This window comes from Mesorhizobium sp. CA8 (assembly GCF_020164955.1).
Classification (GTDB): Bacteria; Pseudomonadota; Alphaproteobacteria; order Rhizobiales; family Rhizobiaceae; genus Mesorhizobium.
Genome location: NZ_JAIUHG010000010.1, coordinates 107,537 through 121,400, shown reverse-complemented (window position 1 = coordinate 121,400; position 13,864 = coordinate 107,537). Strand labels below are relative to the sequence as shown.

Sequence of the window (13,864 nt, the reverse complement as noted above, 5' to 3'; positions counted from 1 at the left end):
TGCGCCTTAGCGTTCCTTCACGTAAGGCACGCCGCCGGCGCGCGGCGGGATGGCTTTGCCGATGAAGCCGGCGAGCAGGATGACGGTGAGCACATAGGGCAGCGCCTGCATGAACTGCACCGGCACCTTGCCGATGATCGGCAGCGGCGAGCCCTGCAGGCGGATTGCTGCGGCATCGAGGAAGCCGAACAAAAGGCAGGCGAACATGGCGTTGACCGGCTTCCATTTGGCGAAGATGAGCGCTGCCAGCGCGATATAGCCCTTGCCCGCAGTCATGTCCTTCACGAAGCCGCCATTCTGCACCATCGAGAGATAGGCGCCGGCGACTCCGGTGAGAATGCCGGTGCAGATCAGCGCGCGATAGCGTAGCCAGGCGACCGAGATGCCGGCGGTATCGACGGCGGCGGGATTTTCGCCGACGGCACGCATCCTCAGCCCAAAGCGGGTGCGAAACAACACCCACCAGGTGAACGGCACCATGGCGAAGGCGAAATAGACCAGGATCGAATGGCCGGAGATTAGCTCGCCATAGATCGGACCGATGACCGGCACATCCCTGACCGCGTCGGCGCCGGGCCAGGTGATCGCTTCGAAGCGCTCGCCCGGCTGCAGCGCCGGCGTGCGCCCGCCCTGTTGGAACCAGGCCTGGCCGAGGATGATGGTCGATCCGGCGGCGATGAAATTAATGGCCACGCCGGAGACGATCTGGTTGCCGCGATGCGTGATCGAGGCAAAGCCGTGCACCAGCGCGAAGGCGACCGAGATCAGCACCGCCGTGCCGAGACCGATCAGCGCCGAGTGGAAGACGGCGGCGGCGGAAGCTCCGGCAAAGGCGCCGACCAGCATCTTGCCTTCCAAGCCAATGTCGAAGATGCCGGCCCGCTCCGAATAGAGGCCCGCCAGGCAGGCGAGCAGCAGCGGCACCGAAAGGCGGATCGTCGAATCGAGCACCTGGACGATTGCGTTGAACATGTCCATCTCAGGCCCCCGTGCCTTTGACCGCCTGCATGCCGACCGACTTTGGGCTGACGGAGGCGAACAGCGCCTGGATGTAAGGCCTAAACATGTGTTCCAGCGCGCCGGCAAAGAGGATGACCAGGCCCTGGATGATGACGATCATGTCGCGGCTGATTGCCGGCATCTCGAAGGCAAGCTCGGCGCCGCCCTGGTAGAGCATGCCGAACAGGATCGCCGCCAAGACGATGCCGACCGGATGCAGCCGGCCCATCAGCGCCACCGCGATGCCGACATAACCGGCGCCGGACACGAAATCGATCGCGACATTGTGCTGGTCGCCCATCACCGGGTTGAGCGCCATCATGCCGGCCAGCGCGCCCGAGATCATCATCGCGGTTATGATGATGCGGGTTTCCGATATACCGGCGTAGCGCGCCGCCTTCGGGCTGTGGCCATAGGTGCGCATCTCATAGCCCAGCCTGGTGCGCCAGATCAAAAGCCAGACCAGGAAGGCCATGACCAGCGCCAGCAGGAAGCAGATGTTGAGCGGCGCGGAACGTATCTTGGCGCCGAACAATTCGATGATCCAGTTGAGCTTCGGCAGTTCGGCGCCGGCGAGGAAATTGCGCGTCTGCGGCGCCTGCGAGCCGGCCGGCTTCAGCGGGCCGACCAGCAGATAGACCATCACCGAGGCCGCGATGAAGTTGAACATGATGGTGGTGATGACGATGTGCGAGCCGCGCTTGGCCTGCAGATAGGCCGGGATCAGGCCCCACAGCGCGCCGAACGCCGCCGCGGCAACGATCGCGATGGGAAAGATCACCCACCAGGGCAGCACGCTGTCGAAGCTCAGGCACACCAGCGCGATGCCCAGGCCGCCTATATAGGCCTGGCCCTCGGTGCCGATGTTGAAAAGGCTGCAATGCGCCGCCACCGCCACCGACAGCCCGGTGAAGATGAAGGTCGTGGCGTAGAAGAGCGTGAAGGCTATGCCTGTGCCCTTGCCGAAGGCGCCTTCGACCAGGATGACGGCGGCACGGAACGGATTTTCCCCGACCAGCATGACGACGAAGCCGGCGACGATGAAGGCGACCGCCAGGTTGATCACCGGAATCAACCCATAATCGGCCCAGGCCGGCAGCTTGGCGTAAGGCGTGCTCATTCGGCGGCCTCCTGGTGCTCGACGCCGGCCATGAGCAGGCCGAGCTCGCCTTCGGTCGCATCAGGGCCGCGCTCGCCGACGACACGGCCGGCGAACATCACCAGGATGCGGTCGGACAGCGAACGGATCTCGTCAAGCTCGACCGAGACCACCAGCACCGCCTTGCCCTGGTCGCGCATGGCGATCAGCCGCTTGTGGATGAATTCGATGGCGCCGACATCGACGCCGCGCGTCGGCTGGCCGACGATCAGCACGCCCGGATCCTGCTCCATCTCCCTGGCCAGCACGATCTTCTGCTGATTGCCGCCGGAGAAATTAGCTGTCTTCAGCCGCGGATTGCCCGGGCGGATGTCGTATTTCTCAATCTTGTCCTTAGCGTCGGCCATGATGGCATCGACGTCGAGGAACGGCCCCTTCAGATAGCGCTCGTCGTCATGATAGCCGAGGATGGAATTCTCGTTCTCCTCGAAGGCGAGCACCAGTCCGACATGGTGGCGGTCCTCCGGTACATGGGCGAGCCCCCGGTCGCGCAATTCGCCGGGATCGGCCTTGCCGGTGAGATCGATCGGCTTGCCTTCCAGCATCACCTCGCCGGAAACCGCATGTCGGATGCCGGAGATTGCCTCCAGCAGTTCGGACTGGCCGTTGCCGGCAACGCCGGCGATGCCGACGATCTCGCCGCCGCGCACGTCGAAGGAGACGTTGTCGACCATGGTGACGCCGCGCGAATCCTTCACCGTCAGGTTCTTGACCGAGAGTTTTACGGCGCCAGCTTCCGACTGGCCCTTCTCGACCCGCAGAAGCACGCGCCGGCCGACCATCAGCTCGGCCAGTTCGCCGACCGTGGTCTCCTTCGTCACCCGGGTCGCCACCATCGTGCCCTGGCGCATCACCGAAACCGTGTCGGTGATCGCCATGATCTCGCGCAGCTTGTGCGTGATGAGCACGATGGTTTTTCCTTGATCCTTCAATTGCTTGAGAATGCGAAAGAGATGGTCGGCCTCGGCCGGCGTCAAGACGCCCGTCGGCTCGTCGAGGATCAGGATCTCGGCGCCGCGGTAGAGCGCCTTGAGGATTTCGACACGCTGCTGCAGGCCGACCGGCAGCTCTTCGATGATGGCGTCGGGATCGACCTCGAGGCCGTATTCGCGCTCCAGCCGGTCGAGTTCCGAGCGCGCTTTGGCGATGCTGCTCTTCAGCAGCACATCGTTCTCGGCGCCGAGGATGACGTTCTCCAGCACCGTGAAATTGTCGACCAGCATGAAATGCTGGTGCACCATGCCGATGCCGAGCGCGATGGCGTCGTTTGACGTGTTGATCGACACCGGCTTGCCGCCGACTCGGATTTCGCCGCTGTCGGCCTGGTAGAAACCGTAGAGGATCGACATCAGCGTCGACTTGCCGGCGCCGTTTTCGCCGACGATGCCGTGGATGGTGCCGCGCGCGACCTCCAGGTTGATGTCGCGGTTGGCGCGTACGGCGCCAAAACTCTTGTTGATGCCTATGAGCTCGATTGCGGCTTGCGCCATGCAGCCTGTCCCACTCGTTATTTTTTTATCGCTTGGTCAAAATGCCTAGCATGATGCCCCGCCCGTGCCAATTGGCCGGAACGCCATTCACTCTCGACAAATCCCCGCGTCCTTGTCAATTTCGAACCTGAGCAGGTTCCGCAAAAGTGTCCCACGGTTTTGCGATCAGAATCTGCGAGAACCAACAGAGCATAAGCAGATACTTGTGGGCATCCCACGAATATCTGCTTGGGTGGAGGCTTCACATTCGAAGGGTCGGTTTGCATGGCCATGCCTGACGATCGGTTGACGACGCTGGAAATCCGCGCCGCCGAGCAGGAAAAGACCATCGAGGAATTGTCCGGCCAGATCGCCGAACAATGGAAGGTGATCGAGCGCATGGAGCGCAAGCTCATAGCCCTCGCCGACCGTTTCCTGGAATTGGAGGAGCAGACCGCCTCCGACGTGCCGGTGACCAAGCCGCCGCATTGGTGAGGAGCCATGGGGAAGAACGGCCATGTCCAGTGAAAGCGACAATGTCGCCAGGGCCGGCGATTATGTCTTTGGCCTGATGAACGACAGGGAACGCGCCCGCGCCGAGCGCGACCTCGAGATCGATCCCGCCTTTCGCGAGATGGTGCTGCGGCTGGCCGAGCGCTTGCGCGTCTTCGATCCCGCGGGGCCTGACGAGCGCAGCAACCGCTGGGAGCTGGTCACGCAACGTCTTGCCGAACTGCCGCAGATGCAGACGCGGCTGGCTGGCGTCGCCGCCCGCGAGATGGAACCGCCGCCGCCGATGATCCACCGGCTCGACCGCAAGCCCTATGGGGTCGGCCTGCATTCGCTCGGCGGCAGGCTGGGCTTTGTCATCGCGCTTGCCCTGGTGGCGGCCTTTGCGCTCGGCTATCTCGCCGGCACGCTATAGGTCGCGTGACATCAGAAGCATCGGCGCGCCGTCCTGCTCGAAAGTCTCGACTGCCGACCACCCGAGCGCTTCGTAAAAGCCGCGCGCCTGCCAAGCGTGCCGACACCGGCCGTCGCTGCGTGGGCCTCGACGGTTCTGACCAGCGCCGTGCCGACACCGCCGCTTCGATAGGCTTGCTCGACGACCAGTCCGGCCAGCCATGGCGTCAGATTATGCGGCGAACTGATCTCGTCGCGGACGAGCAGGCAGCTCCCGACCGGCCGGCCGCGGTCGCGGGCCACAAAGGCGGCCTCGAAGCCATCGCCGGCGATCAGCCCGCGCAGGCCGGCCATGTCCTCGTCGAGTGTCCGATCCGTGCCCTCGAAGAAAGCTTTGAGCCGAAGCCGCGCCATTGGTTCGACGTCGTCCTCGGCCATCGCTTCAATTGCAGGCTGCATCACCGTCTCCAAATGAAACCGCCGGGCGTTGGCCCGGCGGTGGAAGACAAAAAGTCGGAGCGGTTCAATCGCTGAACCGCTCTGGTTCAACTGCCGGTCAATACGGGCAATTGTTGTCGGCGGTATAGTCGTGGACCTGGACCTTGCCGGCGATGATATCGGCCTTGGCCTTTTCGACGGCCGCCTTCATCTCATCGGTCACCAGCGCCTTGTTGTTGTCGTCCATAGCGTAGTCGACGCCGCCCTCCTTCAGGCCGAGATTTTCGACGCCGCCTTTGAAGGTGCCGTTCTTGCCGTCCATGAAGGCGTTGTAGACGGCAACGTCGACGCGCTTCAGCATCGAAGTCAGCACCTTGCCGGGCTGCAGGCCGTTCTGGTTGGAATCGACGCCGATGCCGAGCTTGCCCGCATCGGCTGCCGCCTGCAGCACGCCGACGCCGGTGCCGCCAGCAGCCGCGTAGACCACATCGGCGCCCTGGTCGATCTGCGTCTTGGCGATCTCACCGCCCTTGGCCGGGTCGTTCCAAGCAGCCGGCGTGTCGCCGGTCATGTTCTGGATCACCTCGGTGGCGCCGGCCGACTTGGCGCCGCCGACATAGCCGCATTCGAACTTGCGGATCAGGGGGATGTCCATGCCGCCGACGAAGCCGACCTTCTTCGACTTCGACGCCATCGCCGCCAGGATGCCGACGAGGTATGAGCCTTCATTCTCCTTGAACACCAGCGAGCGGACATTGGGCAGGTCGACGGCATCATCGATGATGGCGAAGTTCAGATCGGTATATTCGGCCGCGACCTTCTTCAGCGCGTCCTCCCAGGCAAAGCCGGCCATGACGATCGGGTTGCGGCCGTCCTCGGCAAAGCGGCGCAGCGCCTGCTCGCGCTGCGAGGCGTTGGAGACCTCGAATTCGACATAGGGGATGCCGGTCTCGGCCTTGAACTTCTCCGCGCCATGATAGGCGGCCTCGTTGAAGGATTTGTCGAACTTGCCGCCCAGATCATAAAGGATAGCCGGCTGGACATCCGCGGCGAAAGCCGGAAGAACCATTGCGGTTGCGGCCAGAAGGCCGAGAACGATACGTTTCATGTGATCCACACCCTGTCGGTTTTTTTTCCGTTTTGCACCGCCTGCCCGCCCGGTTCTCCGGCGGGCTTGCGGCGCCAGGCAGGAAGTGTTTTTCCCCTCCCGCTCGCGGTCAATCTGGCACGGCGCGAAACAAAATTCACGTGGAATTTTGACCTGTTGGAAAAAGCGGTTACCGGCGGTTGGACTCTGCGTTTCGCCGTGGCCGACCCGTCCGCAGCAGCGTCAAAACTAGGGCCTTCAGGGACTTGGGGCGAATTCCGCGCCACGGCGCTTGCGCCGATAGCCGATGGCGTAGAGCAGGAAGGCAAGCACCGCGAACACGGCAAAACCAGGCTGCGCGAGCACCCAGGCGACGGCGCTGTCCCAGACCAGCGAGCTTGTCTTGGCGCGCACGAAAGTCTCGAAGGCCGCGTGGGTATCCGGCGAGACAGCCAGCCAGCTTGTGTTGAGCGGCGTCATCACCAGCGCCGATGCTGCGACAGAGCGTGTCGTGTCGATCACCGCCATGATGACGGAGATCGACAGCGCAATCATGGCTGCCAGCCGAAAGATGAAACGCAACATCGACGCTCTCCCCGAACGCTCCCGTCTAGCCCCCAATCGACATAGAGCGTGCGTGGTTCCCGCGCAATCGCGGCCCGTGAAATTAGCGAGCCCGCGCCGGCTTGCGCCGGTTCACCCGCCAGATGGCGAAAATGCCGCCGGCGATCAGGCCGCCCAGGCCGACAAAAGCCGCGAAAAATCCGCAGGCGCCCTCGAAACAGCTCATATGCGTCAGGTCCGCGATCAGGGAGCCGGCGAAGAACCCGCCGCAGGCGCCGATCGCGCCGCCAAGCAGGATGCCGAGCAGCGCGGCAAGGATCGAGACCAGGACCGGCGGCCGCTCGGTCTCCGGATTGGCATAGACGGTCTCGGAGCCCGAACCGTTGCGCAGGAGATAGATGCAGAGAAGGCCGATCGCGATCTCGGCCACGGTGAAGCCCAGCGCCTCGACCGAGAACACGAAGGCGTAGGACACATAGGCCTGGCGCAGGACGAGCCAGATGATGATAGCGATCTGCCAGATCGTGTAATGGCGCGGGAAGCGGGCCGAGCGGTTGAAGGCAAGGCCAAGCAGGTACAATCCCCACAGGATGGTGATCACGCCGCCGGTCAAGCCGCCATAGACGAGCAGGAATGCATTTTCGGGCAGGCTGAAGTCGCCGATCAGCCGCCAGTTCGCAATCAGGCCATAGGCCGACAAGCCCATGACGATGACGAGCCACGCCACCGGGATGAAGGAAAGTCCGCTGTCCGGTCGCCCCGCGGGTTGCTGGTCGATCGACGCCATGCCAGGACGATGCCCCTCGCCCAAGCAATTCCGGCAAGGCCGCCTGGCGGCTTTTCGTCGGAAATTGCAAAAACCGAACTGGCAATTCCAGGGAAAGCTCGCAACCGTTCACCGGGATAGCATGAAAACAAAGATTTAGCGCAGTCGACAGCCGGGCGGAGGTGAAGTCAAGCATCACCGGCGCGGCACGATGGGCCTGTGCACATCATTCGAACGGATCGCCCCTCTTGACCCGCGCCCTCGGCTCGCTCCGCGGCAAAAGCCGCGGCAACGCCATTATGGCTTGGCATTCGCTTTCGGATCGACTAGATGAGCCCCGCGCCTGTTTGCCTAGACGGCTACCGGCGCAGGGAAGGGTTGCCTGCCGGTTGAGGGCATACCACATATCCGTTGAGGACTTCCCATGGGAGCATCTCCCCAACCCGCGCGGCGAAACCGGCCGGCGCGAGATGTCAACGACGGAGAGGTGGCCGAGTGGTTGAAGGCGCACGCCTGGAAAGTGTGTTTACGGGAAACCGTAACGCGGGTTCGAATCCCGCTCTCTCCGCCAGCCTTGCATCGGGCTCCTAAGCGTTGAATTAGTTTTTTGTGAGCGTGCCCCACAGCCGTGCCTGCACGCCGGTACCACCTGTGTCGCTCCGATGCTGCTCGATTGTTAAGCTCCGCCCCATTCAGACCGCCGGGCAAAAATTGCCGAAACCGCTGGTATCAGTGCGGGGCGAACGCGAACTGCTGCCCATCCGAGCAGAAATCTCGACCATCAAGCGAACTTTCCTTTCCGCGAGGCATCTTGGATGATGATAATGTCGAAATCCGGAGGCGCGTATGGAGCATGTGAGCCTTGCGCAGCGGAAAGGAACCAGCGATGCGGCGCTGGTCATGGAGGCCAGGAATGGCCAGGTGCACAGCCTCGGTCTGCTGTTCGAACGCCACCGGCCGCAGCTCTATGCGGCAGCCGTATCGCTGCTCGGCTACACGAGCAATGCCGAGGATGCCGTTCACGACACTTTCCTGACCGCTCTCGCGCGGCTCGACCAATTGCGCGAGCCCGCGGCCGTAGGCGGATGGCTTCACGCGATTCTCAGAAACTGCTGCCTGATCGAGCGGCGGCAGCGCCGGCCGCAGATCGGCGGCGCGCAGGCGGAGCAGCATTTCCGCGACATGCCGGACGACGAGCGGATCGAGACCGGCATCGAAACTCGCGAACTGCGCGACTGGGTGTGGGCGGCATTGCGGAAGCTGCCGGAAGAACATCGCGCCACGGTCATGCTGCGCTATTTCAGCTTCTACAATTCCTATGAGGAGGTTTCGACCATCCTCGGTGTTCCGGTCGGTACCGTGCGGAGCCGGCTGTTCGATGCCAAGATCAGACTGTCCGAGCTGCTCCTGTCCGCCGCAGGCGACCGCGACGAGACGCACGAGCAACTCCAGGCGGAACGCCGGTCATTTTATGAAGACGCCTTCCGCACGCTCTATTGCGGGCAGCGCGACAAGTTCCTCTCGCATTTCTCCGACGACTTGCAACTGATCTGGTCAACCACCGGCAACCGCTTCCGCGGCCGGGAACATTTCGATGCGGAGATGGATTCCGATCTGCAAACGGGCGTGCGGGTCCAGCCGAAGCGGATCATGGCAAGCGACAACATCACCGTGCTCGAGGCTGCGATCGCCAATCCGCCGGAAACGCCCTATCTCTGCCCGCCCGGCGTCGTGATGGTCATGAAGGAGGGCGCAGCGCAGGTGGAGCGTCTCTACCTTCATATGGCTGCGCGTCCTCCGTTTCCGATGGACTGACGCCAACGAACTATCGCTCGTTCTCGCCGAGCGAACTTTTGCGGCTGCGAATGCATCTCTTTCCCATAGGGACCGCAGTGGTCCCCCCGGACCAGGAGGAGTTCCATGATGACCGCTTTGCTTTCCACCTTCGCGCGGATGCTGGCCGCCGGCGGCACCGCGGCATTTCTAATCTATGTTCCATCGCCCGCTTATGCCGACGATGCATCCAATGCCCTCGCCACAACCCATAAGGATATCGAACAGACCTTCGGCAAGGTGCCGGATTTCCTCAAGGCGTTTCCCGATAGCGGATTGCCCGGAGCCTGGGCGGAAACCAAGGCTCTCGAGTTCAGCGACGGCGCCCTGACCGTGAAGACCAAAGCCCTGATCTCCCTCGCCGTATCGGCGCAGATCCCTTGCAACTACTGCATCTGGTCCGACACGGTCTCGGCCCGGCAGGCGGGCGCCACCGACGCCGAAATCAAGGAGGCGGTGGCGATGGCGGCCATCACACGGCATTGGAGCACGATCTTCAACGGCATGCAGGTGGACTTCGAGCAGTTCAAGAAGGATCTGGGCGGCGACACCACTGCCAACAAGTAGCGGCGCGGCGCCAATTCTCGGCGAGCGGTGGGCAATGGCATCCGTTCGCCGGGTTGGCGCTGCCCCGCCACCTGTCCGCAAGGCAGCGCGAACCGCTCCAACTTTCCGGAGGGCTACATGGCTGCGTGCAACTCGTTCGCACCGAGCCCGACAAGGCCTGGGATTCATCGCAGCGCCCATATGGCGCCAGAACTTCGATGCTTTGACCGGCACCGCAATTGCCTCGGTGTCGTCTATCAAAGCAACGAGCGTATCCGAGTCCCCATGCCCATTCTGGCCGTTGAGTTGAACCTAGCCTCGCCCGACAGGCCGCCCATCCAATAGCGTCGCCCGGCTGGCCGCTGCAACTCCCAGCCAACCCTCCGTGCACCGGCCATAGCGCTCAATGACGACCTTCGTGCTCGACCAGGTGATATCTGAAACGATCGCGCACGAATTCGTTGAAGAATTGCCCTTTCGAGAACGCCGCCTTGAAAGCCGTATAGACCTCGGGCCCCACGTCCTCATAGTTGTATTGCCTGCCGGTTGGGACGAACCATACCGAAAGGATCCGCCTCGACGGATCGTAATGGATATTCCGGATCGCGGTGGAAGGCATGTGCCGCCTCCTGCTTCCAACTCTTAATCCTTCTTCCAACTCTTAATCCTTCGTGCGCCCCTCGGTTCCACCATGCCTGACCGGCCTTGCAGAAGCGCTCTCATTGCCTATCTCAGCGCCATGTCATCAGTCAGGAACCGAACCGGCGGGGGCGCTTTCCAGGGCGATCTCTTCGGTGCGCCCACCGGCCTGCCGCCCGCAAGCGTGCCTGAAGGCTTCTCTTACCAGCCGGACCTGATTACCCGCGATGAGGAAGATGAACTCGTCGGTCACATCCAGCACCTGCCTTTCAAGCCGTTCGATTTCCACGGCCATCTTGCCAACAGACAGGTCGTCGGCTTCGGCCTGCGCTATGATTATGAGCGCCGCCAAGTGCTCGAAGCGCCACCGATTCCGGACTTCCTGCTGCCGCTTCGGGCGAAGGTCGCCGCCTTCGCGGGCGTCCCGGCAGCCGAATTCGCACAGGTGCTGATCAACGAGTATCGTCCCGGCGCCGGCATAGGCTGGCACCGGGACAAACCGCATTTCGAGCTCGTTGCGGGCGTCTCGCTCCTGGCGCCCTGCAACTTCCGGCTGCGCCGCAAGAACGGCGCGGCATGGGACCGTGAAACGATCGAGGTCGAGCCCAGATCCATCTATCTCATGGCCGGCCCGGCGCGGAACGAGTGGGAACACTCCATCCCGCCGGTCGAACGCCATCGCTATTCGGTTACGTTGCGGACAATGCGGGCTCTTTAAGCCGCACCGGCGACTATCCGGGAACCATCGCCGGACCCGCGGGGTTGTGTCGTCAGAATTTCGAGACCGAAAGGAAAGACGATGCGTATGTTGACGATGGTCCTGACGCTGTCGGCAATGGCATTGGCGCAGCCCGCTTCGGCTCAACGCGCCGATCCGCAGCCGCCGCAAGCGTTGCCTCCTGCCCAGGAGCCCATCCCCGGCCAGCCGCAGCCCGGCCAGGACGCTGCTGCCCAGAATGTCACCAACATCGTCGTGGTGGCGATGGAGGACTTGCCTTCGGAAGTGAAGGCGCAGGCCGAAGCCATAGTCACCAGGACGACGGCCAAGGAACTGGCCAAGCTGCAGAGTTCGGTCGACGCCTCGCCCGAGGCGACGTCGGTCCTGCACGCGAACGGGCTGAACTCCTCGCAGGTCGTCGCCGCCAACATCGACGGTGACGGCACGCTGACGCTGATCATCCAGACGACGGCCTGACGCGGCGGACGGCGGTCGACGGGCCGCGGTCCGCATTCGATCCTCACTCTTGCGGAGGCCGTCATGACCGAATCCGCGGTCCGCAACTTCACGCTCAACTTCGGGCCGCAGCACCCTTCGGCGCATGGCGTGCTCAGGCTGGTGCTCGAACTGGACGGCGAGATCGTCGACCGTGCCGACCCGCATATCGGGCTCCTGCATCGCGGCACCGAGAAGCTCATCGAATACAAGACCTATCTCCAGGCCCTGCCTTATTTCGACCGGCTCGATTATGTCGCGCCGATGAATCAGGAGCATGCCTTCTGCCTCGCCGCCGAGAAGCTGCTCGAACTGTCCGTCCCCCGGCGCGGCCAGTTGATCCGCGTGCTGTTTTGCGAGATCGGCCGGCTCCTGTCGCATCTTCTCAATGTCACCACGCAGGCCATGGACATCGGCGCGCTGACGCCGCCGCTCTGGGGCTTCGCCCAACGCGAGAAGCTGATGGTTTTCTATGAACGCGCATCCGGCGCCCGCATGCACGCGAATTATTTCCGTGTCGGCGGCGTGCATCAGGACCTGCCGGAAAAGCTGCTCGACGACATCTGGGATTTCTGCGATCCGTTCCTGAAGGCTTGCGACGATCTCGAAGGCCTGCTCACCGACAACCGCATCTTCAAGCAGCGCAATGTCGATGTCGGCGTGATCTCGCTCGACGACGCCTGGGGCATGGGCTTCTCCGGCCCCATGGTGCGCGGCTCGGGCGCTGCCTGGGACCTGCGCAAGGCGCAGCCCTATGAATGCTACTCGGAGATGAATTTCGACATCCCCATCGGCAAGCATGGCGACTGCTATGATCGCTATCTGGTGCGTATGGAGGAGATGCGCCAGTCCGTGCGGATCATGCGGCAGTGCTTGGAAAAGCTCCGCTCGGCCGATGGCCGGGGTCCGGTCGCGGTGCCCAACCATAAGATCACGCCGCCGCGGCGCGCCATCATGAAGCGCTCGATGGAGGCGACCATCCATCACTTCAAGCTCTATACCGAAGGCCACCGCGTGCCGCCTGGCGAAGTCTACGCGGCGGTCGAGGCGCCGAAGGGCGAGTTCGGCGTCTATCTGGTCTCGAACGGCAGCAACATTCCCTATCGTTGCAAGATACGCGCGCCCTCCTTCGCCCATCTCCAAGCGATGGATTTCCTGTCGCGCGGGCACATGGTGGCGGATGTCGCGGCGATCATCGGTTCGCTCGACATCGTCTTCGGCGAGATCGACCGCTGACGCGGAGGAGAGCCCGGCGCCTCTCCTTCGTTTCCGTCAACCGTCGAGTCCGACGCGATCCCGCCGACGCAACCGCTCTAATGCATGAACACCGCTCTCAGCCAGGCAAAAATGCCCGCTCCCGGAGAGATCGCCGCGCGCACGCGCGATGCCGCCCAGCGGGCCGGCATGTTGGCGCCGACGTGGCAATGGCAGACGACCTCATGCAACTGCCAGTCGCTCATTTCGAAGAAGCGCCTGGCTTCACCGTAGGTGTCGTCCCGCAAGCCTTGCGCGCGAAAGATCGGATCCTCGAAAGCGACGGTGATCGCCGATCCGTCCGTGCGCATTCTTTGACGCACATCAGGCGAAGCGTATTCGGTGCCCGTCAGCGCCGTGAGGCGGCGGCCGGGGTCTTGTTCGAGAAGTTGCGCCCAGCGCTCGAGGCGCTGGCCACGATTGGCGATGAGAGCCGGTGCTTCGGCATGAACGTCGGCAACGGCGTTGATTTGGTCAAGGGTTTGGTGCTTCACGGCCGTCTCCTGTATCGGCAAATTGGCCACCCGCTGGCAATGGAACTAAGGCACGGCCAGTCGCCGGCAAGAGCCGGAACAGGCGCGCAGAATCATTTGATCGCCGCTTGCCGCCATCGCGCCGCGCGATCGTGCGGGAACCATCCGCGGGCGTGGCCGTTCTGCCAGCCTGCGCTGCCGATCCCTCCCGACGAAGCGTCTGAATGCGGCGGCGATCACACCATCGTTTAAGGTCGGGCAGGAGATCCCGGTTTTTGGATCGCAGCAAAGCTTGTCGGGCACAGAGCGGAAGGAAAACGCGATGGCCATTCTCCCCAATCCGGACCCATCCCCCACGCCGGTGCCCACCCCGCCGCCAATCCCGAAGCCGAAGCCGGTGCGCGAGCCGGATCCGGACCGGCTGCCCGACGAGGAGCCGATCCCCAATCCCGACGAGAATGACGCGCCGCCCAAGCATTCCGTAACCAGGCCTCGCCGGCGTTGATAGCCTTGCGGGAGGC

Annotated in this window: 17 protein-coding genes and 1 tRNA gene; 9 read left to right on the top strand and 9 right to left on the bottom strand. The window is 63.3% G+C overall.

Annotated features, from left to right (window positions below):
- Nucleotides 1-6: 6 nt before the first annotated feature.
- The 3 genes from LB553_RS13720 to LB553_RS13710 are packed head-to-tail and all read right to left on the bottom strand — an operon-like array spanning nt 7 to nt 3,648.
- Entirely contained in the window at nt 7-978 is a 972-nt protein-coding gene (locus tag LB553_RS13720; RefSeq protein ID WP_224513934.1) for an ABC transporter permease, read from the bottom strand.
- A 1-nt stretch (nt 979) separates the two neighbouring features.
- The gene (locus LB553_RS13715) at nt 980-2,119 is read right to left on the bottom strand and encodes an ABC transporter permease (RefSeq protein ID WP_224513932.1); all 1,140 of its coding nucleotides are present in this window, start codon (nt 2,117-2,119) and stop codon (nt 980-982) included.
- On the bottom strand, nt 2,116-3,648 hold the full coding sequence (locus tag LB553_RS13710; protein ID WP_224513930.1) for an ABC transporter ATP-binding protein: 1,533 nt from the start codon (nt 3,646-3,648) through the stop codon (nt 2,116-2,118). Before LB553_RS13710 ends, LB553_RS13715 begins: the two co-directional genes overlap by 4 nt.
- A gap of 264 nt (nt 3,649-3,912) precedes the next feature.
- Between LB553_RS13710 and LB553_RS13705 the strand changes: the two genes are divergently transcribed.
- A complete protein-coding gene (locus LB553_RS13705) occupies nt 3,913-4,122 on the top strand; it encodes a SlyX family protein (RefSeq protein ID WP_224513928.1) in 210 nt (69 codons plus the stop codon).
- 22 nt (nt 4,123-4,144) lie between these two features.
- Nucleotides 4,145-4,552, top strand: a complete 408-nt coding sequence (locus tag LB553_RS13700; protein ID WP_224513927.1) for a hypothetical protein — start codon at nt 4,145-4,147, stop codon at nt 4,550-4,552.
- Nucleotides 4,553-4,563: 11 nt separating this feature from the next.
- Here LB553_RS13700 and LB553_RS13695 read toward each other — a convergent pair whose 3' ends face one another.
- The 4 genes from LB553_RS13695 to LB553_RS13680 form a co-directional block, all read right to left on the bottom strand.
- Nucleotides 4,564-4,989, bottom strand: coding sequence for a GNAT family N-acetyltransferase (locus LB553_RS13695; RefSeq protein ID WP_224513926.1), 426 nt, complete (start codon nt 4,987-4,989; stop codon nt 4,564-4,566).
- A gap of 97 nt (nt 4,990-5,086) precedes the next feature.
- Complete coding sequence (locus LB553_RS13690) at nt 5,087-6,076, bottom strand: BMP family lipoprotein (protein ID WP_224513925.1); 990 nt, start codon at nt 6,074-6,076, stop codon at nt 5,087-5,089.
- A gap of 237 nt (nt 6,077-6,313) precedes the next feature.
- Complete coding sequence (locus LB553_RS13685; RefSeq protein ID WP_224513924.1) at nt 6,314-6,640, bottom strand: hypothetical protein; 327 nt, start codon at nt 6,638-6,640, stop codon at nt 6,314-6,316.
- 82 nt (nt 6,641-6,722) lie between these two features.
- Entirely contained in the window at nt 6,723-7,406 is a 684-nt protein-coding gene (locus LB553_RS13680) for a hypothetical protein (protein ID WP_224513923.1), read from the bottom strand.
- Between the two features lie 460 nt (nt 7,407-7,866).
- Here LB553_RS13680 and LB553_RS13675 point away from each other — a divergent pair.
- From LB553_RS13675 to LB553_RS13665, 3 genes are all read left to right on the top strand, one after another.
- Nucleotides 7,867-7,956: transfer RNA gene (locus LB553_RS13675), tRNA-Ser, on the top strand.
- 275 nt (nt 7,957-8,231) lie between these two features.
- Nucleotides 8,232-9,200 carry an RNA polymerase sigma factor gene (locus tag LB553_RS13670; RefSeq protein ID WP_224513922.1) on the top strand — a complete coding sequence of 323 codons (969 nt, stop codon included), beginning with the start codon at nt 8,232-8,234 and terminating at the stop codon, nt 9,198-9,200.
- A gap of 105 nt (nt 9,201-9,305) precedes the next feature.
- On the top strand, nt 9,306-9,785 hold the full coding sequence (locus LB553_RS13665) for a carboxymuconolactone decarboxylase family protein (RefSeq protein WP_224513921.1): 480 nt from the start codon (nt 9,306-9,308) through the stop codon (nt 9,783-9,785).
- Nucleotides 9,786-10,167: 382 nt separating this feature from the next.
- On the opposite strand, the gene LB553_RS13660 is transcribed toward LB553_RS13665, so the two are convergent.
- On the bottom strand, nt 10,168-10,383 hold the full coding sequence (locus LB553_RS13660) for a KTSC domain-containing protein (protein ID WP_224513920.1): 216 nt from the start codon (nt 10,381-10,383) through the stop codon (nt 10,168-10,170).
- Between the two features lie 120 nt (nt 10,384-10,503).
- Here LB553_RS13660 and LB553_RS13655 point away from each other — a divergent pair, with 120 nt between their 5' ends.
- The 3 genes from LB553_RS13655 to LB553_RS13645 all read left to right on the top strand — a co-directional run bounded on the left by LB553_RS13655 (nt 10,504) and on the right by LB553_RS13645 (nt 12,852).
- Entirely contained in the window at nt 10,504-11,121 is a 618-nt protein-coding gene (locus LB553_RS13655) for an alpha-ketoglutarate-dependent dioxygenase AlkB (protein ID WP_224513919.1), read from the top strand.
- A gap of 81 nt (nt 11,122-11,202) precedes the next feature.
- Nucleotides 11,203-11,598 (top strand): hypothetical protein, encoded by a 396-nt coding sequence (locus tag LB553_RS13650; protein ID WP_224513918.1) that lies wholly within the window; start codon nt 11,203-11,205, stop codon nt 11,596-11,598.
- A 63-nt stretch (nt 11,599-11,661) separates the two neighbouring features.
- Nucleotides 11,662-12,852: an NADH-quinone oxidoreductase subunit D gene (locus tag LB553_RS13645; protein ID WP_224513917.1), complete on the top strand. Its 1,191-nt coding sequence runs from the start codon at nt 11,662-11,664 to the stop codon at nt 12,850-12,852.
- Between the two features lie 77 nt (nt 12,853-12,929).
- Here LB553_RS13645 and LB553_RS13640 read toward each other — a convergent pair whose 3' ends face one another.
- Nucleotides 12,930-13,364 carry a hypothetical protein gene (locus LB553_RS13640; RefSeq protein WP_224513916.1) on the bottom strand — a complete coding sequence of 145 codons (435 nt, stop codon included), beginning with the start codon at nt 13,362-13,364 and terminating at the stop codon, nt 12,930-12,932.
- A gap of 301 nt (nt 13,365-13,665) precedes the next feature.
- On the opposite strand from LB553_RS13640, the gene LB553_RS13635 reads away from it, so the two are divergent.
- Entirely contained in the window at nt 13,666-13,848 is a 183-nt protein-coding gene (locus LB553_RS13635; protein WP_224513915.1) for a hypothetical protein, read from the top strand.
- The last annotated feature ends 16 nt before the right edge of the window (nt 13,849-13,864 follow it).